Source organism: Streptomyces sp. NPDC052109 (assembly GCF_040680195.1).
GTDB lineage: Bacteria > Actinomycetota > Actinomycetes > Streptomycetales > Streptomycetaceae > Streptomyces.
The window spans coordinates 105,384-131,730 of sequence record NZ_JBFAWF010000022.1; the positions used below are offsets into that span (position 1 = coordinate 105,384).

A 26,347-nucleotide genomic window follows, 5' to 3' on the forward strand; every position below is an offset into this window, starting at 1 on the left:
GAGGACTCGTGTCCCGCACCGCCCTGCGAATCTGCCCCCTGTGCGAGGCCACCTGCGGGCTGACCCTCACCATCGAGGGCACCCGCGTCACCGGCGCCCGCGGTGACCGCGAGGACGTCTTCAGCAGGGGGTTCATCTGCCCCAAGGGCGCCTCCTTCGCGGCCGTCGACTCCGACCCCGACCGGCTGCGCACGCCGCTCGTGCGCCGGCACGGCGAGCTGCGCGAGGCCACCTGGGAGGAGGCCTTCGACGCGGTCGCCGCCGGCCTGCGCCCGGTGCTGGAGGGCCACGGTCCCGACTCGGTCGGCGTGGTCCTCGGCAACCCCAACGTGCACACCGTGGCCGGGGCCCTCTACCCGCAGCTCCTCCTCGCCGGCCTGCGCACCCGCAGCGTGTTCACCGCCTCCACGCTCGACCAGATGCCCAAGCACGTCTCCAGCGGGCTGCTGTTCGGCGACGCGAACGCGATCCCCGTGCCGGACCTGGACCACACCGACCATCTGCTCCTCATCGGCGCCAACCCCCTGGAGTCCAACGGCAGTCTGTGCACCGCCCCCGACTTCCCCGGCAAGCTCAAGGCGCTCAAGGCGCGCGGCGGCCACCTGACCGTGGTGGACCCGCGCCGCACGCGCACGGCGAAGCTCGCCGACCGGCACCTCGCGATCCGCCCGGGCGCCGACGCCCTGCTGCTCGCGGCGATGGCGCACACCCTCTTCGCGGAGGACCTGGTCGACCTCGCCCACCTCGCCCCGCACGTCCAAGGCCTCGACGACCTCCGTGCGGCCATGGCGGACTTCACTCCCGACGCCGTGGCCGGGGCCTGTGACATCGACGCGCAGACCATCCGCACCCTCGCCCGCGAACTCGCCGCGGCCCCCACCGCCGCCGTCTACGCCCGCATCGGCAGCTGCACCGTCCCGCACGGCACCCTGGCCAGCTGGCTGGTGGACGTCCTCAACATCCTCACCGGCAATCTGGACCGGCCCGGCGGCGCCCTCTTCCCGCAGGCCGCCACCGACAGGACGCCCCGTCCGGCCGGCCCCGGGCGCGGCTTCGCACTGGGGCGCTGGCGCTCCCGGGTACGGCAGCTTCCCGAGGCCAAGGGTGAGTTGCCGCTCTCCGCACTCGCCGAGGAGATCGACACCGCCACCGACGAGGGCGAGCCGGTCCGCGCGCTGATCGTCGTCGCCGCCAACCCGGTGCTGTCCGCGCCCGACGGCGACCGCCTCGACAGGGCCATGGACTCGCTGGACTTCATGGTCAGCGTCGACCCGTACCTGAACGAGACCTCGCGCCACGCCGACGTCGTGCTGCCCCCGCCGCCGCCCTCGCAGAGCCCGCACCACGACTTCGCCTTCAACACCCTCGCCGTGCGCAACCAGGTCCGCTACACCCGTCCCGCCGTCCCGCCGGAGCCCGGCCGGATGGCCGAGAGCGAGATCCACGCCCGGCTGATCCTCGCGGCCACCGGGATGCACGGCACCGAGCCGGCCGCCGTCGACGCGATGGTCGTCGACCAGACCCTCGGCAAGGCCGTACAGGAGAAGCACTCGCCGGTGTACGGGCGTGACCCGCGCGAACTCGCCGGGCAGCTCACCGGAGAGACCGGCCCCGAGCGGCGGCTGGACATGATGCTCCGCCTCGGCCCGTACGGCGACGGCTTCGGCGTACGACCCGACGGACTCACCCTGGACAGGCTGCTCGCCCACCCGCACGGCATCGACCTCGGCCCGCTGCGCCCGCGCCTGCCGCAGCCGCTGAAGACCGTGAGCGGCAAGGTCGAGCTGCTGCCCGGCCCGATCGCCGCCGACCTGCCCCGGCTCCGCCGGGCGCTGCGCGAACGGCCCGCTGGACTCGTCCTCGTCGGCCGTCGCCATCTGCGCTCCAACAACAGCTGGATGCACAACGTGCCCGCCCTCACCGGCGGTTCCAACCGCTGCACCCTGCACATCCACCCCGAGGACGCGGCCCGGCTCGGCGTCCGGGACGGCGCGGACGTGACCGTGAAGGGCGCCGGGGGAGAGGTGGTGGCACCGGCCGAGGTCACCGACGCCGTACGGCCCGGGGTGGTGAGCCTGCCGCACGGCTGGGGCCACGACCGCCCCGGCACCCGCCTCGGCCACGCCGCGACCGCGCCCGGAGTCAACGTCAACCAGCTGCTCGACGGCAGCCTGCTGGACCCGCTGTCGGGCAACGCTGTCTTGAACGGAGTCCCCGTCCAGCTCTCCGCAAGCCTGTGACCTGGACTTTCGCGCTTATTGCTCACGCGTCAACATCTTGTTAACGCCAGTCGACGCGACCTAACGTCGTCGCACCGCCGACCCCCAGGTGGGATGTTCAAGGGCGAACGTTAGGTATCCACTCATGCTGACCATCCTCGGCTTCGCCATGATCGCGACCTTCCTGGTCCTGATCATGCTGAAGAAGATGTCGCCGATCGCGGCGCTCGTGCTCATACCCGCGCTGTTCTGCGTGTTCGTGGGCAAGGGCGCCAAGCTCGGCGACTACGTCATCGACGGCGTCACCGGCCTCGCCCCCACCGCGGCGATGCTCATGTTCGCGATCGTCTACTTCGGTGTGATGATCGACGTCGGGCTCTTCGACCCGATCGTGCGGAGCATCCTCAGGTTCTGCAAGGCCGACCCGCTGCGCGTCGTCGTCGGTACGGCGGTACTCGCCGCGATCGTCTCCCTGGACGGCGACGGCTCCACCACCTTCATGATCACTGTCTCGGCCATGTACCCGCTGTACAAGCGCCTGAAGATGTCCCTGGTCGTGATGACCGGCGTCGCCGCGATGGCCAACGGCGTGATGAACACGCTGCCCTGGGGCGGCCCGACCGCCCGTGCCGCGACCGCGCTGAAGGTCGACGCGAGCGACATCTTCGTGCCCATGGTCCCGGCCCTGGCCGTCGGCCTGCTCTTCGTCCTCGTCCTCGCCTGTGTGCTCGGCCGCCGCGAGCGCAAGCGGCTCGGCGTGCTCACCCTGGACGAGGTTCTGGTGGCGGAGGAGCAGACCGTTCTCGTGGGCGCCGGCCCCGGCACGGTCGCGGTGCGCACGGGGGGTTCGGGCTCCGCTCTGCCCGAGGGGCCGGACGGCGACGAGGGCTTCCAGGGCCTCGACCCGCACCGGGCGACCCTGCGCCCCGGGCTGTACCGGTTCAACGCGCTGCTCACGATCGCCCTGCTCACCGCCATGATCATGGAGTGGCTGCCGATCCCGGTGCTGTTCCTGCTCGGCGCGGCCCTCGCCCTGACCGTCAACTTCCCGCACATGCCGGACCAGAAGGCCCGGATCGCCGCCCACGCCGAGAACGTCCTGAACGTCTCCGGCATGGTCTTCGCCGCCGCCGTCTTCACCGGTGTGCTCCAGGGCACCGGCATGGTCGACCACATGGCCACGTGGCTCGTCGACAACGTCCCGGACGGCATGGGTCCGCACATGGCCCTGGTCACCGGCGTGCTGAGCATCCCGCTCACGTACTTCATGTCCAACGACGGCTTCTACTTCGGCATCCTGCCGGTACTCGCCGAGGCGGGGCACGCACACGGCGTCTCCTCGCTCGAGATCGCCCGCGCCTCGCTCGTCGGCCAGCCGCTGCACATGTCCAGCCCGCTCGTCCCCGCCGTCTACGTCCTCGTCGGCATGGCCAAGGTGGAGTTCGGCGACCACACCCGGTTCGTGGTCAAGTGGGCCGCCCTGACCTCCCTGGTGGTCCTCGGGGCGGGAATCCTCTTCGGCATCATCTGAAATCTCCAGGGAGGGACCGATCCATGGCGCCCGGTGGGAACCGCGGCTGGCTGCTCCGCCTCGTCCTCGCCTTCGGCTTCGCGCAGGGGGCGGTGTCGATGGCCCGCCCCGCCGTCTCCTACCGGGCCCTCGCGCTGGGTGCGGACGAACGCGCCGTCGGCGTCATCGCCGGCGTCTACGCCCTGCTCCCGCTCTTCGCCGCCGTCCCCCTCGGCCGGCGCACCGACCACGGCCGCTGCGCCCCGCTGCTCCCGGCGGGCGTGGTCCTGATCTCCGGAGGCTGCGCGCTCAGCGGACTCGTCGACTCCCTGTGGGCGATGGCCCTGTGGAGCGGGGTGATGGGCCTCGGCCACCTCTGCTTCGTCATCGGCGCCCAGTCGCTGGTCGCCCGCCGGTCCGCGCCGCACGAACAGGACCGCAACTTCGGCCACTTCACCATCGGCGCCTCCCTCGGCCAGCTCGTCGGCCCGATCGCCGCAGGCGCCCTGATCGGCGCTCCGGACATGGCGGCCGGCAGCGCGCTCGCCCTGGTGGTGGCGGGCGCCGGCGCGGCGGTCGCCTTCACCTCGCTGTGGCGCATCGAGGACCGTACGACCGTCAACTCCCGCTCACCGCAGGGCGATCGGGTGCCGGTCGCCGGGATCCTGCGCGCCCGGGGCGTGCCGGCGGGCATGCTGATCAGCCTGTCCGTCCTGTCCGCCACCGACATCCTCACCGCCTATCTCCCGGTGGTCGGCGAACACCGGGGCATCGCCCCCTCGGTCGTCGGCGTCCTGCTCAGCCTCCGCGCCGGTGCCACCATCGCCTGCCGGCTGGTTCTCACCCCGCTGCTCCGGCTGCTCGGCCGCCCCGCGCTGCTCGCCCTGACCTGCTTCCTGGCGGCGGTCCTGTGCGCCGGGGTCGCCCTTCCGGCGCCGGTGTGGGCGCTGGGCGCGATGCTCACGGCCCTGGGCTTCTGCCTGGGCGTGGGGCAGCCGCTGTCGATGACGACGGTGGTGCAGGCGGCGCCCGACGAGGCCCGCTCCACGGCGCTCGCGCTGCGCCTGACCGGCAACCGGCTGGGCCAGGTCGCCGCGCCGGCCGCGGCGGGCCTGGTCGCGGGCCTGGCCGGGGTGGCGGCGCCGTTCGTGATGCTGGGGGCGCTGCTGCTGCTGTCGTCGGTGGTGGGGATGCGCTCGCCCGGGCGGCCGAAGGGGCCCGGACGGGTGACGGGAGAACGGGCGCGGCGCACGGGATTGCGCCGCACGAGCGATCTCTGACGGCGCGTCGGGCGTCGGTGCCGCGCGTCGGGGCGTCCATCGCGCAGAGTCCAGGCGAAAGAGCGATTTGTATGAAAATCGTCCGACTCGGAGGAATGTGCATGCCCACCCACACCTCACCACGTGCCTTCGGCTCCCGTGCGGGCGCCACTGTCGTCCTCGCCGCCCTCGCCACGGTGGGTGCGTCGTGGGTGGCGGCACCGAACGCGGCTGCCCAAGGGGCGAACGGCGACATCAGAGTGCACAGCGTGGGCGAGCGCCCCGGGATGTCGCAGGACGATCCGGTGGTCTGCAAGTTCACCCTCGATGCCGTCAATTTCGACATCCTGCCCAACATCCCCTACATCATCCAGGCGCAGCCCCCCTTGCCGAGCGCCGCCACCCTCACCGGTGTCATCCAGCTCGCCGAAGGAGCCGGACACACCGACGTGATCGGCCTGGCCGACGGGCAGTACAAGCTCACCTGGGTCGCGGCGGGTGCCGTCAAGGAGAAGCTCTTCCGGGTCAACTGCCACGACCGGCACGAGCACGACGAGGGGCACGGTCCGAACGGGCAGATCGAGGACCACCAGGACCACCACCAGCAGGACGGTCCGGCCTGGGGCGGCCGGGACCGCGACGACCCGCCGAGGGGCGGTGTGCACGCGGGCGGCGGCGGTCTCGTCGACACGGCCGCCGCGTACTCGCCGGTGGCCGCCGCGGGTGCCGTGGGCCTGAGCGCGGTCGGCGGTGTGATGTATCTCCGGCGCAACCGCCGGCGGCCTCATGGCGCCGCGTAGGCGCCGACGCAGGCCCTGGTACCGGACCCGCGCCTACCGCCTCACCAGGACGGCCCTGCTGGTGACCGTCCTGGTGACGGTGGGCCACCGCTGCGAGGGGTATGTCGGGCATGCCGGGTCGGACGGCCCGGACGCGGTGGCGGCCGCCGGCGGCGGGGGCGCGAGTGGCAAGGGATCCTGCGCGCCGGCCTCCGGAGCCCCGCCCCGACCGCTGCCCCGGTCCCGGCCGACGTCCTTCCGCATCCCGTATCTGGGCGTCGACGCCCGGATCGCGGCCCTCCGGCTCGACAAGGACCGGCAGTTGGAGACGCCGCCCGTGGACAGGCCCAAGCTGGTCGGCTGGTACGAGGGCGGCCCCACGCCGGGCGAGTCCGGCACCGCGATCGCCGTCGGCCACCGGGACACCCTGACCGGTCCGGCCGTCTTCGCCGCGCTCGCCCAGGTCAAACCCTGCAAGCTCATCGAGGTCGAGCGGGCCGACGGCCGTACCGCCGTCTACACCGTGGACCGGGTGACGGTCTTCGACAAGGCGGGCTTTCCCGACAAGGAGGTCTACGGCCAGACCCGGCGCCCCGAACTCCGGGTGCTCACCTGCGGCGGCTACTTCAGCCGGCGCACGGGCTACACCAGCAACGTGGTGGTCTTCGCACACCTGACCGCGACCAAGTGACGGGCCGGCGCGGCCGCCCGGCGATGATGTCCGAGTACGTCTGGCGTCGAAAAACTAACGCCGCTAGTTTGTGTGTCGGACGACGTAGACCCGCCGGGAGGCAGCAGCATGAAGGCACACGACGGCCTGTACATCGACGGCGCCTGGCGCCCCGCCTCGAGCACGGACGTCATCGAGGTCGTGAACCCGGCCGACGAGCAGGTCATCGCCCGGGTGCCGGCGGGCGGCGCCCTGGACGTCGACACCGCCGTACGCGCCGCGCGGGCGGCCCTTTCCGGCTGGGCGGCCACGCCCCCCGCCGAGCGCGCCGCGCGCCTCACCGCCCTCCGGGACGTCCTCGTGGCCCGCAAGGACGAGATCGCCGAGACGGTCACCGCCGAACTGGGCTCCCCGCTGCAGTTCTCGCAGGCCGTGCACGCGGCCGTGCCGATCGCGGTCGCCGGTTCCTACGCCGAGCTGGCCGCGACCCACCCCTTCGAGGAGAAGGTCGGCAACTCCACCGTCCTGCACGAGCCGATCGGCGTGGTCGCCGCGATCACCCCGTGGAACTACCCCCTCCACCAGATCGTCGCCAAGGTCGCCCCGGCACTCGCCGCGGGCTGCACGGTCGTCCTCAAGCCCGCCGAGGACACGCCGCTCACCGCCCAGCTGTTCGCCGAGGCCGTCCACGAGGCGGGCGTGCCGGCCGGTGTGTTCAACCTGGTCACGGGTGCGGGCCCGGTCGCCGGCCAGGCCCTGGCCGAGCACCCCGACGTGGACCTCGTCTCCTTCACGGGCTCCACGGCGGTCGGCCGGCAGATCGGCGCCGTGGCCGGCGCCGCCGTCAAGAAGGTCGCCCTCGAACTCGGCGGCAAGTCCGCCAACGTCATCCTGCCGAGCGCCGACCTCGCCAAGGCGGTGAACGTCGGCGTCGCCAACGTGATGTCCAACTCCGGCCAGACGTGCAGCGCCTGGACCCGCATGCTGGTCCACCGCGACCGCTACGACGAGGCCGTCGAGCTGGCCGCCGTGGCCGCCGCCAAGTACGGCGACCGCATCGGGCCCGTCGTCAACGCCAAACAGCAGGCGAGGGTGCGCGGTTACATCGAGAAGGGCATCGCCGAGGGCGCCCGCCTGGTCGCCGGCGGCCCCGAATCCCCGCACGACAAGGGCTACTTCATCACCCCGACCGTCTTCGCCGACGTGACGCCGCAGATGACCGTCGCCCAGGAGGAGATCTTCGGACCCGTCCTCACGATTCTGCGGTACGACGACGAGGAGGACGCCCTGCGCATCGCCAACGGCACGGTCTACGGTCTCGCGGGCGCCGTCTGGGCCGGCGACGAGGCCGAGGCCGTGGCCTTCGCCCGCCGCATGGACACCGGCCAGGTCGACATCAACGGCGGCCGGTTCAACCCCCTCGCCCCCTTCGGCGGCTACAAGCAGTCCGGAGTCGGCCGGGAACTCGGCGCGCACGGGCTCACCGAGTACCTCCAGACCAAGTCCCTCCAGTTCTAAGGAAGTACGCGACCCATGGCCGTACGAGCCGCCGTCCTGCCCGCCATCGGCGCCCCTCTGGAGATCACCGGCATCGACCTGCCCGACCCGGGCCCCGGACAGGTCCGCGTGCGCCTCGCCGCCGCCGGTGTCTGCCACTCCGACCTGTCCCTGTCCAACGGCACCATGCGCGTTCCGGTCCCGGCCGTCCTCGGACACGAGGGCGCCGGCACGGTCGTGGCCGTGGGCGAGGGTGTCACGCACGTCACCGAGGGCGACCCCGTCGTCCTCAACTGGGCCCCGTCCTGCGGGCGTTGCCACGCCTGCGCACTCGGTGAGGTGTGGCTGTGCGCCAACGCCCTGAACGGCGCCGCCGACGTCTACGCCCGCACCGCCGACGGCACCGACCTCCATCCCGGCCTGAACGTCGCCGCGTTCGCCGAGGAGACGGTCGTCTCCGCGTCCTGCGTGCTGCCGCTGCCGGAGGGCATCCCCCTCACCGATGCCGCCCTCCTCGGCTGCGCCGTCCTCACCGGCTACGGCGCCGTCCACCACGCGTCGAAGGTCCGCCGGGGCGAGACGGTGGCCGTCTTCGGCGTCGGCGGAGTCGGCCTCGCCACCCTCCAGTCCGCCCGAATCGCGGGCGCGTCCCGGATCATCGCCGTCGACGTCTCACCCGAGAAGGAGGAGCTGGCCCGGGCGGCCGGCGCCACGGACTACGTCCTCGCCTCCGACAACACCCCCCGCGAGATCCGCTCCCTCACCGACAAGCAGGGCGTCGACGTCTCGGTCGAGTGCGTGGGCCGCGCGGTCAGCATCCGCGCCGCCTGGGAGTCCACTCGCCGGGGCGGCCGTACGACCGTGGTCGGCATCGGCGGCAAGGACCAGGAAGTCACCTTCAACGCCCTGGAGATCTTCCACTGGGGCCGCACCCTGTCCGGCTGTGTGTACGGCAACACCGACCCGGCCCGCGATCTGCCGGTGCTCGCCGAGCACGTGCGCGAGGGCCGCCTGGACCTCTCCGCGCTGGTCACCGAGCGGATCGGCCTCGAAGGCATCCCGGCCGCCTTCGAGAACATGCTCAGGGGCAAGGGAGGCCGGGCGCTGGTGGTGTTCTGACGCCGGTCGCCCGCCGGATCCGCGGCGGCCTCAGGTGACCTTCTCGGGTCGCGGCTCCTCGCCGGCCGCGACCCGGACGGTCCGGCCACCGCGCGCCCGGGACCGCGACACCGCCACGCCCGCCAGACACAGCACTCCGCCGGCCAGCGTGAGCACGCCCGGCACCTCGCCGAGCACCAGCCACGACATCAGCACCACCAGCGCCGGGACCGCGTACGTCGTCGCGCCCATCCGGCTGGCGGTCGTGCGGGCGAGGGCATAGGCCCAGGTCGTGAAGGCGAGCGCGGTCGGGAAGACGCCCAGGTAGACCATGTCCAGGGTGGCCTGCGCGGGCGCGTGGGCCACCTCGTGCGCCAACTGCCCGGCGAACGGCAGACACGCCACCGCCCCGACGAGACACCCGAAGGTCGTCACCTGCAGCGCACTCCCATGCCCCAGGGCCGGCTTCTGCGCCACGACCCCGCCGGCGTACGCCACCGCGGCGAGCAGACAGAGCACCACACCGAGGACGGAGGATCCGCCCCCGCCCGACATCGACAGTCCCACGGTCACCGCGCCCGCGAAGGACACGGCCATCCCGGCCAGCAGCCGCGGCGGCATGGGGTCACCGAGCAGGCGGGCGCCGAGCAGGGCGATCAGCAGCGGGCCGACGTTCACGACGAGGGCGGCGGTACCGGCGTCCACCTGCTGCTCGCCCCAGTTCAGGGCGACCATGTAGAACCCGAACCACAGCAGCCCGGACAGCAGGATGCCCCGCCACGCGGCCCTGGGCGGCAGCCCTTCCCCCCGTACGGCCCAGATGACCCCCAGGGCCACGGCCCCCGACGCCAGCCGGCCGAGAGCCAGCGCACCGGGGGAGTACTCCTGCCCCGCACTTCGGATCGCCACGAAGGCCGACGCCCACAGGACGACGGTGACGACGGCTGCGACGGCCGGCAGCAGGCGGTGACGTGGGGCGGCGTTCATCATGCTCCCGAGGCTAGGTACCGGCGACGGTCTGGGCCGGCGGAAATCGGACGGTGCCGTCGCGGCGGGCGGCGCGACGAGTACCCGAGGGGCGCGGGGAACGGCGCGAGCGGCCCACCACGGCCCCGCACCCGGCAGACGAGAACACGCCCCACCTCGTCAGCCGCACTCAACACAGCTCTTCCGGCGAGATGCCCAACAGCTCCGACAGCGCGCGCTTCCCCGACGGAGTCACCTTCACCGCCCGCTCGGACCCGATCCGCACGCACCATCCCACGTCCAGCGCATGCCGGCACAGGGCCGCCCCCGCCGTCCCCGCGAGATGGGGCCGCCGCTCGGTCCAGTCAAGGCACGCCCGGGCCAGCGGACGCCGGCTCGACACGTCCAGGGCGATACCCGCAGCCCTGAACCACTCCAGCCCCGCATCCGTGAGGGCGAACCCGGTGTCCTGGCGGAGCAGCCCCCGCAGGGTCAGCGCATCCGTGACCGCGATCCCGATCCGGCCCGCGAGATGGTCGTAGCAGGTACGCCCCCGAGCCATGGCCGATCCGGCACCCGACTCACGCAGGGTACGAGGAGGCTGCCGTACAGCCGCCGGGGGCACGTGTGCGGCCAGGTCCTCGACGAGCCCCGCGACGCGCGCGTCGGCCAGCCGTACGTACCGGTGCCGCCCCTGCCGCTCCTGTGCGAGCAGGCCGCCGGCCGCCAGCCTGTCCAGGTGCTCGCTGAGCGTCGAAGCGGCGACCCCGGCGCGCCGGGCCAGCTCACCGGCGGTCCAGGCCCGCCCGTCGAGCAGGGCCAGCAGACACGCCGCCCGGGTCTCGTCGGCGATCAGTGAGGCGAGCGCGGCGAGACCGGCGGCCTGGGGATCCTTGGCGGTCATGCGACCCAGCATGCGGCACGGACACTTCGGCCCCGGCCGAATTATCGTTGCCCGCTCTGCTGTACCTGCTGCCGCACCTGCGCGTACTGCTGCGTCAGCCCGTCCAGCAGCGCCGTCAGCCCCGTCTCGAAGGCCCGCTCGTCGATCTTCTCCTGCTGCTCGGCGAGCAGATGGGCCTGCCCGAGGTGGGGATAGTCGGCGGGGTCGTAGGCGCTCGCGTCGTCCACGAAACCGCCGGCGAACGAACCGAGCGCGGAGCCCATGATGAAGTACCGCATCAGCGCGCCGATGGAGGTGGCCTGGGCCGGCGGCCAGCCGGCGTCGGCCATCGCGCCGTAGGCCGCGTCGGCCACCCGCAGGGCGGCGGGGCGCCGCCCGGGGCCCCGCGCGAGCACCGGCACGATGTTGGGGTGGGCGCGCAGGGCGGCCCGGTAGGAGACGGCCCAGTCGTGCAGGGCGGTGCGCCAGTCCCGGCCGTCCTCGAACATCGACAGGTCGACCAGCGCGCTCACCGAGTCGGCGACCGCCTCCAGGATCTCGTCCTTGGTGCGGAAGTGGTTGTAGAGCGAGGGCCCGCTCACCCCCAGCTCGGCGGCGAGCCGACGGGTGGAGACGGCCGCCAGGCCCTCCCGGTCCACGAGGTCCCGAGCCGTCTCGACGATCCGGTCGGTGCTGAGGAGGGGCTTGCGCGGTCGGGCCATGGCGCACATAGTAGGGCTGCGACTGGAAACTAGCAGTGCTAATTTAAGGGTACGGCTTCCGAGGTCCGTCGTCGGATTCTTTCTGTTGTGGGGTGATCGCGTGGTGAACCTGGAGCTGAGCGAGGAGCAGGCCGCCGTACGGCAGCTCGCCCGGGACTTCGTGGAGCGCGAGATCGCCCCGCACGTCGTCGCCTGGGACCGGGCCGAGGAGGTCGACCGGGGCATCGTGAAGAAGCTGGGCGAGGTCGGCTTCCTCGGGCTGACCGTCGACGAGGAGTACGGCGGCTCCGGCGGCGACCATCTCGCGTACTGTCTGGTCACCGAGGAGCTGGGGCGCGGCGACTCCTCCGTGCGCGGCATCGTGTCCGTGTCCCTCGGGCTCGTCGCCAAGTCGGTCGCGGCCTGGGGCGACGAGGAGCAGAAGCGGCGCTGGCTGCCGGGGCTGACCTCGGGCGAGTACGTCGGCTGCTTCGGCCTCACCGAGCCCGGCACCGGCTCCGACGCGGGCAACCTCACCACGCGTGCCGTACGCGACGGCGACGACTACGTCGTCAACGGCACCAAGATGTTCATCACCAACGGCACGTGGGCCGACGTCGTGTTGCTCTTCGCCCGCTCCACCGACGCCCCCGGCCACAAGGGGGTCAGCGCCTTCCTGGTGCCCGCCGACACCCCCGGCCTGACCCGCCGCACCATCCACGGCAAGCTGGGCCTGCGCGGCCAGGCCACCGCCGAACTCGTCCTCGAGGACGTGCGGATACCCGCCGCCGCGATGCTGGGGGAGGAGGGCAAGGGTTTCTCCGTCGCCATGTCGGCCCTCGCCAAGGGGCGGATGTCGGTGGCGGCGGGCTGCGTCGGCATCGCCCAGGCCGCGCTGGACGCCGCCGTGCGCCACGCCGGTGAGCGCGAGCAGTTCGGCAAGTCCATCGCCCACCACCAGCTGGTGCAGGAGCTGATCAGCGACATCGCCGTGGACGTGGACGCGGCCCGGCTGCTCACCTGGCGGGTCGCCGATCTCATCGACCGCGGGCGGCCGTTCGCCGTCGAGTCCTCCAAGGCCAAGCTGTTCGCCTCCGAGGCCGCCGTCCGCGCCGCCAACAACGCCCTCCAGGTCTTCGGCGGCTACGGCTACATCGACGAGTACCCGGCCGGCAAACTCCTGCGCGACGCCCGCGTGATGACCCTCTACGAGGGCACGAGCCAGATCCAGAAACTCCTCATCGGCCGTTCCCTGACCGGGGTTTCGGCGTTCTGAGCGGTGCGCGACTGAGTACGCGTCTGAGTACTTCGGCGGATGTGGCGCGGGCCACGTCCGCCGATGCTCTTTGCCATGAGTGACACACCGGTCAAGCAGCAGAGCACGGCCGCCTTCTACGGCCAGGCCGTCGCCTCCTTCGCGGTCGCCATGTCGGCCACCGCCGTCGGCATCTACCAGCTGGACACCAACGCCTGGGTCCGGGCCTTCCTCGCCATCGCGGTCCTCTACCTCGTCACCTCCGCCTTCACCCTCGCGAAGGTGATCCGGGACCGGCAGGAGGCGGGGCAGATCGTCAGTCGCGTCGACCAGGCGCGCCTGGAGAAGCTGCTCGCCGAGCACGACCCCTTCGAGAAGATCTGAGCAGGCACGCTAAGCGCCCGCTCACCTTCGGCGGTATGGTGGTCCTCCTGTCACCGAGAGGGGCGAGCGAGCGATGAGTACGGCGGAGACGACCGGCGGCGAAGTGGAGCCGTGGGAAGAGGTCACCCCTGAAGCGGCCCGACGGCTGCTCGTCGCCGCCGTGGAGGCCTTCGCCGAGCGCGGCTACCACGCGACGACCACCCGCGACATCGCGGGCCGCGCCGGCATGAGCCCGGCCGCGCTCTACATCCACTACAAGACCAAGGAAGAGCTGCTCCACCGGATCAGCCGGATCGGCCACGACAAGGCCCTCGACATCCTGCGCACGGCCGCGCGGCGGGAGGGCACCGCGGCCGAGCGGCTCGCCGACGCGGTCGGCTCCTTCGTCCGCTGGCACGCGGGCCGGCGCACCACCGCGCGGGTCGTGCAGTACGAACTCGACGCGCTCGGCCCCGAGGCCCGTGCCGAGATCGTCGCGCTGCGCCGCCAGGTCGACGCCGAGGTGCGCGGGATCATCGAGGACGGCGTGGCCTCGGGCGAGTTCGACGTGCTGGACGTCCAGGGCACCACGCTCGCGGTGCTGTCGCTGTGCATCGACGTGGCCCGCTGGTTCAACGTGGACGGCCCGTTCACCCCCGAGGAGGTCGGCGCGCTCTACGCCGACCTCGTGCTCCGGATGGTCGGGGCGAAGTAGCCGGTCCCTCGGCTCAGAGGTAGTACCGGGACACCGACTCCGCGACACACACCGGCTTGTCGCCGCCCTCGCGCTCGACGGTGAAGGCGACGGTCACCTGGACACCGCCGGTGACGTCGTCGACGCCGGTGATCTTCGCGGTGGCGCGCAGCCGCGAGCCCACGGGCACGGGGGAGGGGAAGCGGACCTTGTTGGTGCCGTAGTTCACGCCCATCGTCACGCCCTCGACCCGGATCAGCTGCGGGCCGAAGAGCGGGAGCAGGGACAGCGTGAGATAGCCGTGCGCGATGGTGGTCCTGAACGGCCCCGCGGCCGCCTTCTCCGGGTCGACGTGGATCCACTGGTGGTCACCGGTGGCCTCGGCGAACAGGTCGATGCGCTTCTGGTCGACCTCCAGCCAGTCGGTGTACCCCAGCTGCTCGCCGACGGCCGCCTTCAGCTCGTCGGGGGAGGTGAAGGTCCTCGGTTCTGCCATGTTCCCGGCCTCTCGCTCGCTCATCTCTAAGCAACTGCTTAGCATGGTCGGGTGCGGGGCGCCTGTCAACGGACCGCGGCCGACGCGGGGCGACTAGGCTCTGCGGAGTGCCCCAGATTCCCGAGAAGATCCACGAGCTGACCGTCGGCCAGTTGTCCGCGCGCAGCGGCGCCGCCGTCTCCGCCCTGCACTTCTACGAGTCCAAGGGCCTGATCACCAGCCGGCGCACCTCAGGCAACCAGCGCCGTTACAGCCGCGACACCCTGCGCCGGGTCGCCTTCGTCCGTGCCGCCCAGCGGGTCGGGATTCCCCTGGCCACGATCAGGGAGGCCCTGGCGCAACTGCCCGAGGAACGGACGCCGACGCGGCAGGACTGGGCGCGGCTGTCGGAGGCGTGGCGGTCGGAACTCGACGAACGCATCAAGCAGCTGAACCGGTTGCGCGATCACTTGACCGACTGCATCGGGTGCGGGTGCCTCTCGCTGGAGAACTGTGTGCTGTCCAACCCGGACGACGTGTTCGGCGAACGGTTGACGGGGTCGCGGCTGTTGGCGGAGAGGCGCTGAGAGTCGGTTACGCGGGAGGGCGTTTCCGCCGTCGGCCGGGTGCGGGAGGGGGCGCGGCTCCCCGCGTCCCCTCGGGCGGCACCTGTCAGCGCCGGGAGCGCGTCGCCGGCCCGCCCGGCCCCGGCCAGGCGCGCCTCACTCGTACTCGGTGCCACCCTTCCGCGTCAGATACGCCGGACTCACCGCCTTGGCGATCGCCCGGCCCCCGGTCACCGTGCTGTACCGCTCCACCGCGGGACGTATCACCACGCCCTCCCGCAGATGCAGCCCCCGCCCGGACACCGTCTCCCGCCCGCTCGCGAACTCCAGCACCCGCTCGATGTCGTACGGCCCCGCGTACAGCCGGGGCACCACCGGCAGCTCCTCCTGCAGCAGCTCCGCCGCGTCCAGCCAGCGCACCCTGCCGTCGACCTCCGCCGAGACGTCGAACGCTGCGTACCCCAGCGTCTCCCGCCGCCCGTCGGCGCCGTAGGACAGGTCCTGCACCCCCGCGCCGTACACCTCACCGAAGACGCCGATCCGCGAGGCGCCCAGCCGCTCGCAGAGCCTCGCCGCCGCCTCGGCGACCCCGTGCCCGCGCACGGCCCGCCAGTAGAGGTTGCGCGGGTCCTCCTTCAGCGCCAGGGACTTGGCGCCGAAGCCCTTGGAGGACACGTACACCCGTCCCTCGTCGGCGACGTACGTCAGCAGGCAGGCCGAGCCGTGCAGCTTCTCCGTCAGGACCACCGGCTCGCCCGGCGTGAAGATGCCCGGGTAACGCTGGATGTTCTCGATGTCGACCCACGGCAGCAGGTCGGGAGCGGACTCCACGTCGCCGTCCATGGTCGGGGGGACCGGCGGGACCCACTTGGTGATGCCCAGCCGTGCGGCGAAGTCCGTCCCCTCGGCCGCCGCCCGCGGCAGATCGACGTCCGCCAGCGCCTCCGGCCGGCACACGATCCCCTGCGACAGCTCGCCGCGCAGCCGCACCGCCTTGACCCGGTTGGCCTCGCCACCCGCGAGCCGTCCGGTCAGCCCCAGCTCCTCGATCAGTCCGGGCGGGAGCACCGACTGCTCGGGGATGTAGACGGCGGCCTCACCGGTGCGGTACGCGCCCTTGGCGACGACGGCCCGGTACAGGCCCACCTGGGCCAGCTCGAGCGCATCGGCGTTCGGATGCTCGTGGACGGTCAGCACTTCGGCGGTGACGCGCAGCGTGGACATGGGACTCCCCGTGGTCATCGGTTCGGTTTCATCGGCACCACTGTCCCTACGGGAAACGGGTGGAGCGAGTCGATTTGCGGCTGCTAGCGTCGGCCTCTTCGACCGGCCTCACCGCCGCGCACCATGGACCGAAAAGGGCCCGCCTCCCGCGCCCGCGCCCGCGTTGACGCCGCGCTCGCGGACATCGACACCGGGTTCGGCATGCCCTACGACGAGCACCGGAACGACGCGTACTGGGCCAGCCCTGCCGCGATCAACTGGCTGTTGCCGGCCGCGCGTTGCCCGTCCGGCAGCATCAGCGTGTCCTCCAGGCCGATGCGCGTCTCCAGGCCCAGTCGGCCGGCCAGGCGCAGTACCGGCCATGTGCCGCCTTCCTCGCCGTGCAGAAGCACGGGGCGGCCCTGGGCGGGGCCGAGCTCGGCGAGCAGCGCCCGCGCCGAGGCCTCTGCCGTCGCCTGATCCGGGTCGGTCACCTCCGCCAGCACCCGCAGCACCCTCGGCCCGAGCGGCGAGGCCGCGAACCGCGCCGCGCCGTCGGTGCCGGACCAGATGCCCGCTTCGACGTCCACGCCCAGGGCCAGGAGCTGTTCGGCGACCGCTTCGGCTCCCGGTTCATGCCAGTTGACCGAGGCGAAGTCGGGCAGCACCGACCAAGCGCGCAGCCGGCCGAGCCGCGCCGCCGGACCGGGCTCCGCCCAGGCACCGGTCGTCACCCCGACCGGCACGCGCACCCGCGCCCGGATCGCCTCCAGGGCCGGTGCGACCACTCGCGGGGAGAGGCTGTCGTGCCCGCAGGGCGTCTTGGGGTGGACGTGGACCGAGGTGGCCCCGGCCGCGACCGCACCCGCCGCGCAACGGGCCAAGTCCTCGGGTGACATCGGCACGGTGGCGCTGTCCGCCGGGGTTCGGCGGCCGTTCAGGCAAGCCTGCATGGCGCTCCAGGTGAGGTGGCCGTGATTCCGTGGTGCCACGACCGGCCGCCGGTCGGCTGCGGCTTCTTCGTGGCTGGGCGCGCAGTTCGCCGTGCTCCTTCGGAGCGCTGGTGCCGCGCGCTGACGACTCCTCCGGCCCCGGCAGGGGTGCGGCATCCCCCAACGCACCCCCCGGGAACCCCCCTGCAGCTCAGGCCGACATCAGCAGCCGCCCCCGCCTGACGAACGCCAGCGCCTGTGGCGTGAGGACCGGACGCGGCACGAGGATGCCGCAGTCCGTGCAGACCGGGCCGGAGGACGGCTCGTGGGCCAGGCCGTACCGCCAGACCAGGCGGTCCCCGCCGCACACCGGGCAGCCCGCGCCCGGTTCGCGCTCCAGCGCGGCGATGAGCCGGCGCAGCACCTCGGCGAGCGGCTCGTCGGGGTGGACCCGCGGGTCGTCGCACCACGCGACCCCGAAACCGCCCCAGGTCAGCCGGTGCCAGTCGTCCACGCTGCCCGGCCGGCGCAGCCCGTCGTGCTTCTCCTTCCTGCGCCGCTCGGTGAAGTCGGTCTCGTAGGCGAGCCAGACGGACCGCGCCTCCTCCAGCTCCTCCAGTGCGGCCACGAGCCGCGCCGGGTCGGGAGAGCGGTCCTCGGGGCCGAAGCCCGCCCGGGAGCACAGATGGTCCCAGGTCGCCCGATGCCCGTAAGGGGCGAACTTCTCAAGGCACTTGCGCAGTGAGTAGCGCCGCAGTGCCAGATCGCAGTCCGGATCGCGTACCTGTCTCGCCAGACTCCGGAAACCGGCCATCGCCCTGCACCTCCGTCACACCTGCACCTGTACTTCGGTCACTTCGGCGTCTTCGTACGGACGTCGCCGAATAGACGTATCGACAGGCGATTCGGCTCCATCTCTTCTCCTGCGGACTCCAGAAAGTGACGCATGTTCAGCTTCACACTCGGGGATACCGGCGGTAACGTTCGGCCACCCCTGTCGCTAGGAGCTGCCATGCCACGGCGAACCCCACGTACCGCCCTTGACAGACTGAGAACGTCCCGCCGCTTCACCGGGTTCCTGAAGACCGCTTCGATATGCGTACTAGTCGGCGGACTTCTCTCCCCGCTCACCCAACAGGCGGCCGCAGCCGCGGCCACCACCTCGAACGACTACTGCGGCGGCCAGTGCTCGGACATCCTGCCGCCCGGCGAGAACGGCAACGCGACGCTCGCGCAGATCCTGCTCAACCAGGCCTTCGGCACCCAGCCCTCGCACGCCGAGGACCAGCTCGGCCCGTACGCCGGTCTCGCGACCGGCTACTCGGGCCTGACCGACTCGACCATCAACAACTTCTTCAACGACGCCTCCTTCGGCGTCCCGTCCGACCAGGTCGCCTCCACCGAGAAGCCCGGCGGGCGCAGCGACGTGACGATCGTCCGGGACAAGAAGACGGGCGTGCCGCACATCACCGGCACCACCCGGTACGGCACCGAGTACGGCGCCGGCTACGCCGCGGCCGAGGACCGGCTGTGGATGATGGACCTCTTCCGGCACGTCGGCCGCGGCCAGCTGACCTCGTTCGCCGGTGGCGCCGCCGCCAACCAGGGCCTGGAGCAGGAGTTCTACCGCAACGCCCCGTACACCGAGGCCGACCTGCAGGCGCAGATCGACAACGCCGTGGCCAGGAACGGCGCCCGCGGCCAGCAGGCCCTCGCCGACGCAGACGCCTATCTCGACGGCATCAACGCCTACATCGACGCCTCGGACAGCGGCCGTTACTTCCCCGGCGAGTACGTCCTGACCGGCCACAAGGACGCGATCACCAACGCCGGCACCATCGACCACTTCAAGATCACCGACCTGGTGGCGCTCGCCTCCGTCATCGGCTCGCTGTTCGGCTCCGGCGGAGGCGGTGAGGTCAACAACGCGATCTCCCTGCTCGCCGCCCAGAACAAGTACGGTGTCGAGGAGGGCACCAAGGTCTGGGAGTCCTTCCGCGAGCGCAACGACCCCGAGGCCGTCCTGACCGTCCACAACGGCGAGAGCTTCCCGTACGGCACCAAGCCCGCCGACGCCAAGGGCGAGGCCCTGCCCGACCCCGGCTCGGTCACCCAGGAACCGCTCGTCTACGACCGCACCGGCAGCGCGGCCACCGCGGCGGCCGAGAGCACCTCCGCGTCCGCCGCCAAGACCACGCTCGGCTCCGCCAAGCGCGGGATGTCCAACGCGCTCGTGGTCAGCGGCAAGTACACCGCGAGCGGCCACCCGATCGCCGTCTTCGGTCCGCAGACCGGCTACTTCGCGCCGCAACTGCTCATGCTGCAGGAGATCCAGGGCCCGGGCATCAGCGCCCGCGGCGCCTCCTTCGCGGGTCTGAGCATGTACGTCGAACTCGGCCGCGGCCAGGACTACTCGTGGTCGGCGACCACCTCGGGCCAGGACATCATCGACAGCTACGCCGTCGAGCTGTGCCAGGACGACTACCACTACCTGTACCACGGGACCTGCACGGCCATGGACGAGATCCAGCAGAAGGACGCCTGGTCGCCGACCACGGCCGACAGCACGCCTGCGGGGTCGTACACCATGCGGGTCTGGCGCACGAAGTACGGACCGGTGGAGTACCGCGCGACCGTCGGCGGCAAGAAGGTCGCCTACACCACGCTGCGCTCCTCCTATCTGCACGAGGCCGACTCGATCATCGGCTTCCAGATGCTGAACGACCCCGGTTTCATCAAGGGCCCGAAGGACTTCCAGAGCGCGGCCCAGCACATCAACTACACCTTCAACTGGTTCTACGCCGACTCCCAGCACACGGCGTACTACAACAGCGGTGACAACCCGGTGCGGGCGTCCGGCGTCGACTCCGAGTTCCCGGTCTGGGCACAGCCGGCGTACGAGTGGCAGAACTGGGATCCGGCCACCAACACCGCCGACTACACCCCGCCCTCCGCCCACCCCAACTCCATCGACCAGGACTACTACATCTCCTGGAACAACAAGCAGGCCGAGGACTACGCCGCCGCCGCCTGGGGCGACGGTTCCGTGCACCGCGGCAACCTGCTCGACGACCGGGTGAAGAAGCTGGTCGCGGCCGGTGGGGTGACCCGCACGAAGCTGGTGCAGGCCATGGCGGACGCGGCCCTCGCCGACCTGCGCGCCGAGGACGTGCTGCCGAGGCTGCTCAAGGTGATCAACTCCTCCACGGTGACCGACTCCACGGCCGCCGCGGCGGTGAGCAAGCTGCAGGCATGGGTGAGCGCGGGCGCCAAGCGCACCGAGACGTCCGCCGGCTCGCACACCTACGCCAACGCCGACGCGGTCCGCATCCTGGACGCCTGGTGGCCGCTGCTGGTCAAGGCCGAGTTCCAACCGGGCCTCGGCAGTGACCTGTACACCGACTTCACCTCCAACCTGTCCATCGACGAGGCCCCGTCCGCCGGACACGGCCCGACCGGCTCGCACGCCGGCAGCTCCTTCCAGTTCGGCTGGTGGAGCTATGTCGACAAGGACATCCGGGCGGTGCTGGGGGAGAACGTGCAGGGCGGCCTCGCCGAGAAGTACTGCGGCGGCGGCAGCCTCAGCGCCTGCCGGGACACCCTGATCAGCACGCTCGACCAGGCGGCCGGGATGACCGCCGCCCAGGTCTACCCGGGCGACGACCAGTGCTCGGCCGGCGACCAGTGGTGCGCCGACTCGATCGTCCAGCGCACGCTGGGCGGCATCAAGCACGGCAAGATCAGCTGGCAGAACCGGCCGACCTTCCAGCAGGTGGTGGAGTACACCTCGCACCGTTGAACAGCGGTTGGCCCACCGGCGTTGGCCCATGCTCGTCGGCCAACGCCGGTGGGGCGGCACCCGTAGGTCAACACCGGTGGGCTACCGGCGGTAGGTCCACGCCTGTGGGCCAACGATGGTGGGCCAACACTGGTCGGCCAACGTGTGTTGGCCGACGCCGGTGGGCCCACGCTTGTTGGCCGACGCCGTTGGGCCGGCGCTCGTGGGCCGGCGCCCGTGGGCCGACGCCGGTGGGTGAACGCCATCGGCCGACCGGTGGGTCAAGGCCAGTTCGTCATCACCGGTAGGCCGACGGTCCTTGGCGGTGGGTCAGGTGATGCGGCCCGCCGCCAGTACCAGCCGCGCCAGTTCGGGGTGCACGATGTCGCTGTGTGCCCCGGTCGGCGGGCCGCCCCGGCAGACGACCGAGGCCGCGTCGACGTTCACGCACCCCGACGCGGGCAGCGGGCCGCCCAGGGCCGCCGCGAGGTCCAGCCGGACGGTCCCCGGCACCGCCTGCACCCCGTCGTGCCCCATCGCGCCCCACTCCGGCCCCAACACGGCCGCGATCTCGCTGCCGAGGCACGAGCGGTCGTCCCCGGACAGCCGCGAGGCCAGTGGATAGAACGTGCCGAGGGCCGTGTCGAAGCGCGAGTGGCAGCACACCAGCGGCCCGTCGATCCACAGCTGTCGGTCCTTGAGCGCCCCGGCCTTGTCCGGGTCCTGCGGCACCCGGTCGGCGAACGCGTAGTGCGAGAAGGCGCCCTGCAGCAGCGTCACCGACTTCACCGCACGCACTCCGTCGGGCAGCCCGCGCAGCGCGAACGCCACCAGCCGCCCCCCGAAGCTGTGCCCGACGAGGTGCACCCGCAGCCCGGGCGCCGCCTGCGCCAACTTCCCGACCACCGGCCCGAGCCCCTGCTCGCCGACCGTCCCGGCGCGCCGCTTCATCGTGTAGTACGTCGCCTGCCGCAACAGCTCCTTGGCGCCGTCCCACGGGTTCGGAATGCCGAAACCGGCCGGCTCACCGGGTGACCGTACCGCGGCCAGTGCCTCGGCGAACTCGTCGCAGGCGGTCGCCGGGTCCTCGGTGAACACGGCCGGCTCGCCCTCCTCCCCGGTGTCGGCGACACCGGGCCGCTCCCCGTCCACCAGCAGCCGCACCAGCCGTCCGAACTCCGTCAGCGCCCGGGCCCCGCCGGCCCGTTCGTCCAGCATCCGGGCCAGCTGGTCGACGACGGTGGCCCGGCCCGGGAAGGTCTGCAGCAGAGCCCGCCGGGTGTCCCTGTCCAGGGCCGGGACCGGGGCCGCCACCGCCGCCTCGGCCGCCACCGACCTCGGGAAGTTCGGGATCGGCTCGTCGCTGAACCGCATCGACGGCCAGATCACGCCCACGTACCCGAGCCGGGCGCGTGGGGCGAGCGCCGGGATCGGCGCGAAGAAGCGGCGGTACAGCGCGGTCGCACCCGAGCGGTCGTTGTTCCAGCCGTGCGAGAAGACGACCAGGTCACGGACGCCGTGCTCCGTGACCTGTGCCAGCAGCCGGTCGCGCTCGGGGCCGTCCACGTCCCCGTCGGCGTCGAAGGTCAGCTCCCAGTAGGGAGTCACGCTCATTCCAGGATCCGCCATGTCAGGCTCCCTCGTCCCCCCGGAAACCATGCGTCGCGGACGCATCGTCCCGCCGTGGGGCAGGGTTGGCCATACACCGCGTCTCACCTGTAGAGGAGATATTCCTTTCGAACCCGCCGGAACGCGGCCAGCTCGTCCTGCCAGGCGCCGGTGACCTCGTCGGTGGTCGCCCCCGCGTCGATCATCGTGCGCACCCGGGTGGAGCCGGTGAGCTTGTCGATCCAGTCGTCCGGCCGCCAGGCGAAGCCGTCCCAGACCTTCCTCGCGGTCACCAGGAGTGCGATCCCGGTGCGTACGGGGTCGTAGGCGGCCCGGTCGTGCACATGGATCTGCACCCCGCCGACCGTCTTGCCCTGGAACTTGGAGAAGGTGGGCGCGAAGTACGCCTCGCGGAAGCGGACGCCGGGCAGGGCCAGCTCGTTCACCGCGGCGGCCCAGCGGCCGTCGATGCCGTCGGCGCCGAGCAGTTCGAAGGGTCTGGTCGTGCCCCGGCCCTCCGAGACGTTGGTGCCCTCGAACATGCAGGTACCGGAGTAGACGAGGGCGGTGTCCGGGGTCGGCATGTTCGGGCTCGGCGGCACCCAGGGCAGCGCGGCGGTGTCGTACCAGTCCGACCGCTGCCACCCGCTCATCAGGACGGTGTCCAGCGCGACCGGCCTGCTCAGGAACTCCCCGTTGAACAGCCGCGCCAACTCCGCGACGGTCATGCCGTGCGCCTGCGCGATGGGCTGCCGGCCGACGAAGGTGGCGAACTCCTTGTGCAGGACCGGCCCTTGGGCCGCGCGGCCGGTCACCGGATTGGGCCGGTCGAGGACGACGAACCGTTTGCCGGCGAGCCGCGCGGCCTCCATGCAGTCGTACAGCGTCCAGATGTACGTGTAGAAGCGGGCGCCCACGTCCTGGATGTCGAAGACGACCGTGTCGACGCCGGCGGTGGTGAAGACGTCGGCGAGTGGCTGTCCGCTCTTCAGGTAGGTGTCGTAGACGGGCAGGCCGGTCGCCGGGTCGTCGTAGCGGCCCTCGGAGCCGCCGGCCTGCGCCGTGCCGCGGAAGCCGTGCTCCGGGCCGAAGACGGCCGTCAGGTTCACCCGGGGGTCGGCGTGCATGACGTCGACGATGTGCTGGACGTCTCGGGTGACGCCGGTGGGATTGGTCACGATGCCGACGCGCCGGCCCTTCAGCAGGGAGTAGCCGTCGGCTGCGAGTCTTTCGAACCCCGTGCGCAGTCGTTCTCGGTGCCGGGGCGTCGCGGGAAGGGCTGCCATCGAGGCTGACGCGAGCAGGTTCCGTCGAGACAGATGCATGGCTAGAGGTTGGTGCGGTGGCCCTTCCTTCACACATACCGACCGGTTAGTCTGGCCCGATCAGAGCCGATGCGCGCCGCGCGAAGTCGTGTCGAAGGAGACCGATGGTGGAAGCCGTGCAGGATGCGGGAGTGGTCGTCACCGGGGCCGGCGGTGGGATCGGGGCCGCGCTGGCCCGGCGGTTCGCCGCCGAGGGCGCCCGGGTCGTCGTGAACGACCTGGACGGTGAGAGGGCCAAGGCGGTCGCCGAGGAGATCGGCGGGATCGCCGTGCCGGGCGACGCCTCCGCGATCGTCGGCGACGCGCGGGACGCGCTCGGCGGCACCGTCGACGTCTACTGCGCCAATGCCGGTGTCGCCTTCGAGGACGGCGGCGCGGGCGGACCGCTGGACGAGAGGTCCTGGGCGGTGTCGTGGGACGTCAATGTGATGGCCCACGTCCGCGCGGCGAACGAGCTGCTGCCGTCCTGGCTGGAGCGGGGCGCCGGCAGGTTCGTGTCCACGGTGTCCGCCGCCGGGCTGCTCACCATGATCGGCGCCCCTTCCTACAGCGTCACCAAGCACGGTGCCCACGCCTTCGCGGAGTGGCTGTCGCTGACGTACCGCCACCGGGGCCTGAAGGTGCACGCGATCTGTCCGCAGGGCGTGCGCACCGACATGCTGGCCGCGACCGGCAGCGCCGGTGACCTGGTGCTGCAGCCGACCGCGATCGAACCGGAGGCCGTCGCCGACGCCCTGTTCCGGGGCATCGAGGAGGACCGCTTCCTGATCCTGCCGCACCCCGAGGTGGCCGAGTACTACGAGGCGCGGGCCACCGATCCGGAGCGCTGGCTGAGCGGCATGAACCACATCCAGCGCAAGTGGGAGGAGGCCCGGTGACCGCCTCCCGGTACGCGGCACGACCCTGGCTGGCCCTGCTCGACGAAGCCCAGCGCGGCCCGGTCGACCCCGCCGACTCGCTCGTGCACGCCCTGCGGACCGTGGTCGCCGAGGCCCCGGAGCGCACCTTCCTCGCCTACTTCGACGCCCGGCTGAGCTACCGCGAGGTGGACGAGCTGAGCGACTCCGTGGCCGCCCACCTCGCCGCGCGCGGGCTGGAGCGCGGCGACCGGGTGGCCGTGCTGCTGCAGAACTCCCCGCACTTCGTCCTCGCCGTCCTCGGTGCCTGGAAGGCCGGCGCGACCGTCGTCCCGGTCAACCCCATGTACAAGGCGGGGGAGGTGGGGCACGTCCTGCGGGACGGCGAGGTGGCCGCGCTGGTCTGCTCCGACCGGGCCTGGGAGTCGTACCTCAGGGAGACGGCCGCCGGCACGCCGGTGCGGATCGTGCTCACCGCATCCGAGCGGGACTTCCAGACCCGCGACGACGCGCGCGTGCTCGGTTTCGAGCGGCTGCCCCAGTCCCCGGACGCCGACGACCTCGTGGCCGTCGCCCGGCAGGGCGGCAGGGCACCCGAGGGCCGCGCCCCGCGCCCGGACGACATCGCGCTGATCAGCTACACCTCCGGCACCAGCGGCACCCCCAAGGGCGCCACCAACCTGCACGGCAACATGATGTACAACGCCGAGCGGCAGCGGACCGGGCTCGCGCTGCCCGAGGCGCCCGTCTACTACGCGCTCGCGCCCCTGTTCCACATCACCGGCATGGTCTGCCAGTTCGGTGCCTGCCTGAACAGCGCGGGCACCCTGGTGCTCGCCTACCGCTTCGAGCCCGGACTCGTCCTGGAGGCCTTCGCCGAGCACCGCCCGCACTACACCGTCGGTCCCGCCACCGCCTTCATGGCGCTGGCCGCCCACCCCGACGTCACCCGCGAGCACTTCGCCTCCTTCGTGAACATCTCCTCGGGCGGCGCCCCCGTGCCCCCGGCCCTGGTGGAGAAGTTCCGCGAGCGCCTCGGGCCGTACATCCGCGTCGGTTACGGCCTCACCGAGTGCACCGCCCCCTGCGCCGCCGTCCCGCCCGGTCTGGAGGCGCCCGTGGACCCCGTCTCCGGGACGCTGTCGGTGGGCCTGCCCGGCGCCGACACGGTCGTCAGGATCGTCGACGAGCAGGGCGAGGAGGTGCCCTTCGGGGAGCAGGGCGAGATAGCCGTACGCGGGCCCCAGGTGGTCCCCGGCTACTGGCGGCGCCCGGACGCCACCGCCGAGTCCTTCCCGGACGGTGAGCTGCGCACCGGCGACATCGGCTTCATGGACGCGCAGGGCTGGCTCTATGTCGTCGACCGCAAGAAGGACATGATCAACGCGTCCGGCTTCAAGGTGTGGCCCCGGGAGGTCGAGGACGTGCTGTACACCCACCCGGCGGTGCGCGAGGCGGCCGTCGTCGGCGTCCCCGACGGCTACCGCGGAGAGACCGTCAGGGCCTACATCAGCCTGCGTCCGGGTGCCGAGGCGGCCCCGGACGAACTCGCGGTGTACTGCAAGGAGAGACTGGCCGCCTACAAATATCCGCGTCAGGTGGAGATCCTGCCCGACTTGCCCAAGACGGCTAGTGGGAAGATCCTCCGTCGGGAACTGCGTTCCCGTGCGCAGGACAATCGGTAAGCATCTCGGAAAGGCAGGTGGCGG

23 protein-coding genes are annotated in these 26,347 nt (G+C 72.1%); 14 read left to right on the top strand and 9 right to left on the bottom strand.

All coding sequences use genetic code 11. From position 1 onward, the window contains the following. Positions 1–8 precede the first annotated feature (8 nt). From AB0L59_RS33295 to AB0L59_RS33325, 7 genes are all read left to right on the top strand, one after another. Positions 9–2,240, top strand: coding sequence for a molybdopterin oxidoreductase family protein (locus tag AB0L59_RS33295; protein ID WP_365590372.1), 2,232 nt, complete (start codon positions 9–11; stop codon positions 2,238–2,240). Between the two features lie 124 nt (positions 2,241–2,364). Further along, complete coding sequence (locus tag AB0L59_RS33300; RefSeq protein WP_365590373.1) at positions 2,365–3,750, top strand: citrate:proton symporter; 1,386 nt, start codon at positions 2,365–2,367, stop codon at positions 3,748–3,750. Positions 3,751–3,773: 23 nt separating this feature from the next. Next, positions 3,774–5,009, top strand: coding sequence for an MFS transporter (locus AB0L59_RS33305; RefSeq protein ID WP_365590374.1), 1,236 nt, complete (start codon positions 3,774–3,776; stop codon positions 5,007–5,009). A gap of 101 nt (positions 5,010–5,110) precedes the next feature. Next, the gene (locus AB0L59_RS33310) at positions 5,111–5,788 is read left to right on the top strand and encodes a hypothetical protein (protein ID WP_365590375.1); all 678 of its coding nucleotides are present in this window, start codon (positions 5,111–5,113) and stop codon (positions 5,786–5,788) included. Continuing rightward, positions 5,775–6,458 carry a class F sortase gene (locus AB0L59_RS33315; protein ID WP_365590376.1) on the top strand — a complete coding sequence of 228 codons (684 nt, stop codon included), beginning with the start codon at positions 5,775–5,777 and terminating at the stop codon, positions 6,456–6,458. Before AB0L59_RS33310 ends, AB0L59_RS33315 begins: the two co-directional genes overlap by 14 nt. A 108-nt stretch (positions 6,459–6,566) precedes the next feature. After that, positions 6,567–7,955, top strand: a complete 1,389-nt coding sequence (locus AB0L59_RS33320) for an aldehyde dehydrogenase family protein (protein ID WP_365590377.1) — start codon at positions 6,567–6,569, stop codon at positions 7,953–7,955. Between the two features lie 15 nt (positions 7,956–7,970). Beyond that, positions 7,971–9,053, top strand: coding sequence for a Zn-dependent alcohol dehydrogenase (locus tag AB0L59_RS33325; RefSeq protein WP_365590378.1), 1,083 nt, complete (start codon positions 7,971–7,973; stop codon positions 9,051–9,053). A gap of 30 nt (positions 9,054–9,083) precedes the next feature. On the opposite strand, the gene AB0L59_RS33330 is transcribed toward AB0L59_RS33325, so the two are convergent. The 3 genes from AB0L59_RS33330 to AB0L59_RS33340 form a co-directional block, all read right to left on the bottom strand. After that, positions 9,084–10,019: a DMT family transporter gene (locus AB0L59_RS33330; protein WP_365590422.1), complete on the bottom strand. Its 936-nt coding sequence runs from the start codon at positions 10,017–10,019 to the stop codon at positions 9,084–9,086. 169 nt (positions 10,020–10,188) lie between these two features. Then, complete coding sequence (locus tag AB0L59_RS33335; protein ID WP_365590379.1) at positions 10,189–10,902, bottom strand: winged helix-turn-helix domain-containing protein; 714 nt, start codon at positions 10,900–10,902, stop codon at positions 10,189–10,191. A 41-nt stretch (positions 10,903–10,943) separates the two neighbouring features. Further along, a complete protein-coding gene (locus AB0L59_RS33340; RefSeq protein WP_365590380.1) occupies positions 10,944–11,603 on the bottom strand; it encodes a TetR/AcrR family transcriptional regulator in 660 nt (219 codons plus the stop codon). 103 nt (positions 11,604–11,706) lie between these two features. Between AB0L59_RS33340 and AB0L59_RS33345 the strand changes: the two genes are divergently transcribed. The 3 genes from AB0L59_RS33345 (at position 11,707) to AB0L59_RS33355 (ending at position 13,915) form a co-directional block, all read left to right on the top strand. Beyond that, complete coding sequence (locus AB0L59_RS33345) at positions 11,707–12,858, top strand: acyl-CoA dehydrogenase family protein (RefSeq protein WP_365590423.1); 1,152 nt, start codon at positions 11,707–11,709, stop codon at positions 12,856–12,858. A 75-nt stretch (positions 12,859–12,933) separates the two neighbouring features. Then, positions 12,934–13,221 carry a YiaA/YiaB family inner membrane protein gene (locus AB0L59_RS33350; RefSeq protein ID WP_365590381.1) on the top strand — a complete coding sequence of 96 codons (288 nt, stop codon included), beginning with the start codon at positions 12,934–12,936 and terminating at the stop codon, positions 13,219–13,221. A gap of 73 nt (positions 13,222–13,294) precedes the next feature. After that, positions 13,295–13,915, top strand: coding sequence for a TetR/AcrR family transcriptional regulator (locus tag AB0L59_RS33355; RefSeq protein ID WP_365590382.1), 621 nt, complete (start codon positions 13,295–13,297; stop codon positions 13,913–13,915). A gap of 13 nt (positions 13,916–13,928) precedes the next feature. On the opposite strand, the gene AB0L59_RS33360 is transcribed toward AB0L59_RS33355, so the two are convergent. Beyond that, positions 13,929–14,390 (bottom strand): MaoC family dehydratase, encoded by a 462-nt coding sequence (locus AB0L59_RS33360; protein ID WP_365590424.1) that lies wholly within the window; start codon positions 14,388–14,390, stop codon positions 13,929–13,931. 107 nt (positions 14,391–14,497) lie between these two features. On the opposite strand from AB0L59_RS33360, the gene soxR reads away from it, so the two are divergent. Then, positions 14,498–14,956: a redox-sensitive transcriptional activator SoxR gene (soxR, locus tag AB0L59_RS33365; protein ID WP_365590383.1), complete on the top strand. Its 459-nt coding sequence runs from the start codon at positions 14,498–14,500 to the stop codon at positions 14,954–14,956. A 135-nt stretch (positions 14,957–15,091) separates the two neighbouring features. Here soxR and AB0L59_RS33370 read toward each other — a convergent pair whose 3' ends face one another. From AB0L59_RS33370 to AB0L59_RS33380, 3 genes are all read right to left on the bottom strand, one after another. Next, positions 15,092–16,159 (bottom strand): RNA ligase (ATP), encoded by a 1,068-nt coding sequence (locus AB0L59_RS33370; RefSeq protein ID WP_365590384.1) that lies wholly within the window; start codon positions 16,157–16,159, stop codon positions 15,092–15,094. A 206-nt stretch (positions 16,160–16,365) separates the two neighbouring features. After that, complete coding sequence (locus AB0L59_RS33375; RefSeq protein WP_365590385.1) at positions 16,366–17,091, bottom strand: 3-keto-5-aminohexanoate cleavage protein; 726 nt, start codon at positions 17,089–17,091, stop codon at positions 16,366–16,368. A 190-nt stretch (positions 17,092–17,281) separates the two neighbouring features. Next, entirely contained in the window at positions 17,282–17,884 is a 603-nt protein-coding gene (locus AB0L59_RS33380) for a hypothetical protein (RefSeq protein WP_365590386.1), read from the bottom strand. A gap of 198 nt (positions 17,885–18,082) precedes the next feature. On the opposite strand from AB0L59_RS33380, the gene AB0L59_RS33385 reads away from it, so the two are divergent. Further along, positions 18,083–20,869 (top strand): penicillin acylase family protein, encoded by a 2,787-nt coding sequence (locus AB0L59_RS33385; RefSeq protein ID WP_365590387.1) that lies wholly within the window; start codon positions 18,083–18,085, stop codon positions 20,867–20,869. A gap of 309 nt (positions 20,870–21,178) precedes the next feature. On the opposite strand, the gene AB0L59_RS33390 is transcribed toward AB0L59_RS33385, so the two are convergent. Beyond that, a complete protein-coding gene (locus tag AB0L59_RS33390; protein WP_365590388.1) occupies positions 21,179–22,477 on the bottom strand; it encodes a serine-threonine protein kinase in 1,299 nt (432 codons plus the stop codon). Between the two features lie 83 nt (positions 22,478–22,560). Further along, entirely contained in the window at positions 22,561–23,781 is a 1,221-nt protein-coding gene (locus AB0L59_RS33395; RefSeq protein ID WP_365590389.1) for a DUF1343 domain-containing protein, read from the bottom strand. Positions 23,782–23,885: 104 nt separating this feature from the next. Here AB0L59_RS33395 and AB0L59_RS33400 point away from each other — a divergent pair, with 104 nt between their 5' ends. Both AB0L59_RS33400 and AB0L59_RS33405 read left to right on the top strand, forming a co-directional pair. Further along, on the top strand, positions 23,886–24,659 hold the full coding sequence (locus AB0L59_RS33400) for an SDR family oxidoreductase (RefSeq protein ID WP_365590390.1): 774 nt from the start codon (positions 23,886–23,888) through the stop codon (positions 24,657–24,659). Next, the gene (locus AB0L59_RS33405; protein WP_365590391.1) at positions 24,656–26,323 is read left to right on the top strand and encodes an AMP-binding protein; all 1,668 of its coding nucleotides are present in this window, start codon (positions 24,656–24,658) and stop codon (positions 26,321–26,323) included. The genes AB0L59_RS33400 and AB0L59_RS33405 overlap by 4 nt, the downstream gene beginning before the upstream one ends. Positions 26,324–26,347 lie beyond the last annotated feature (24 nt).

Coding starts and splice junctions, on each gene's coding strand:
- AB0L59_RS33300 (WP_365590373.1), top strand. CDS start 2,365: ATGCTGACCATCCTCGGCTTCGCCATGATCGCGACCTTCCTGGTCCTG.
- AB0L59_RS33305 (WP_365590374.1), top strand. CDS start 3,774: ATGGCGCCCGGTGGGAACCGCGGCTGGCTGCTCCGCCTCGTCCTCGCC.
- AB0L59_RS33310 (WP_365590375.1), top strand. CDS start 5,111: ATGCCCACCCACACCTCACCACGTGCCTTCGGCTCCCGTGCGGGCGCC.
- AB0L59_RS33315 (WP_365590376.1), top strand. CDS start 5,775: ATGGCGCCGCGTAGGCGCCGACGCAGGCCCTGGTACCGGACCCGCGCC.
- AB0L59_RS33320 (WP_365590377.1), top strand. CDS start 6,567: ATGAAGGCACACGACGGCCTGTACATCGACGGCGCCTGGCGCCCCGCC.
- AB0L59_RS33325 (WP_365590378.1), top strand. CDS start 7,971: ATGGCCGTACGAGCCGCCGTCCTGCCCGCCATCGGCGCCCCTCTGGAG.
- AB0L59_RS33330 (WP_365590422.1), bottom strand. CDS start 10,019: ATGAACGCCGCCCCACGTCACCGCCTGCTGCCGGCCGTCGCAGCCGTC.
- AB0L59_RS33335 (WP_365590379.1), bottom strand. CDS start 10,902: ATGACCGCCAAGGATCCCCAGGCCGCCGGTCTCGCCGCGCTCGCCTCA.
- AB0L59_RS33340 (WP_365590380.1), bottom strand. CDS start 11,603: ATGGCCCGACCGCGCAAGCCCCTCCTCAGCACCGACCGGATCGTCGAG.
- AB0L59_RS33350 (WP_365590381.1), top strand. CDS start 12,934: ATGAGTGACACACCGGTCAAGCAGCAGAGCACGGCCGCCTTCTACGGC.
- AB0L59_RS33355 (WP_365590382.1), top strand. CDS start 13,295: ATGAGTACGGCGGAGACGACCGGCGGCGAAGTGGAGCCGTGGGAAGAG.
- AB0L59_RS33360 (WP_365590424.1), bottom strand. CDS start 14,390: ATGGCAGAACCGAGGACCTTCACCTCCCCCGACGAGCTGAAGGCGGCC.
- AB0L59_RS33370 (WP_365590384.1), bottom strand. CDS start 16,159: ATGTCCACGCTGCGCGTCACCGCCGAAGTGCTGACCGTCCACGAGCAT.
- AB0L59_RS33375 (WP_365590385.1), bottom strand. CDS start 17,091: ATGCAGGCTTGCCTGAACGGCCGCCGAACCCCGGCGGACAGCGCCACC.
- AB0L59_RS33380 (WP_365590386.1), bottom strand. CDS start 17,884: ATGGCCGGTTTCCGGAGTCTGGCGAGACAGGTACGCGATCCGGACTGC.
- AB0L59_RS33385 (WP_365590387.1), top strand. CDS start 18,083: ATGCCACGGCGAACCCCACGTACCGCCCTTGACAGACTGAGAACGTCC.
- AB0L59_RS33390 (WP_365590388.1), bottom strand. CDS start 22,477: ATGGCGGATCCTGGAATGAGCGTGACTCCCTACTGGGAGCTGACCTTC.
- AB0L59_RS33395 (WP_365590389.1), bottom strand. CDS start 23,781: ATGCATCTGTCTCGACGGAACCTGCTCGCGTCAGCCTCGATGGCAGCC.
- AB0L59_RS33400 (WP_365590390.1), top strand. CDS start 23,886: ATGGTGGAAGCCGTGCAGGATGCGGGAGTGGTCGTCACCGGGGCCGGC.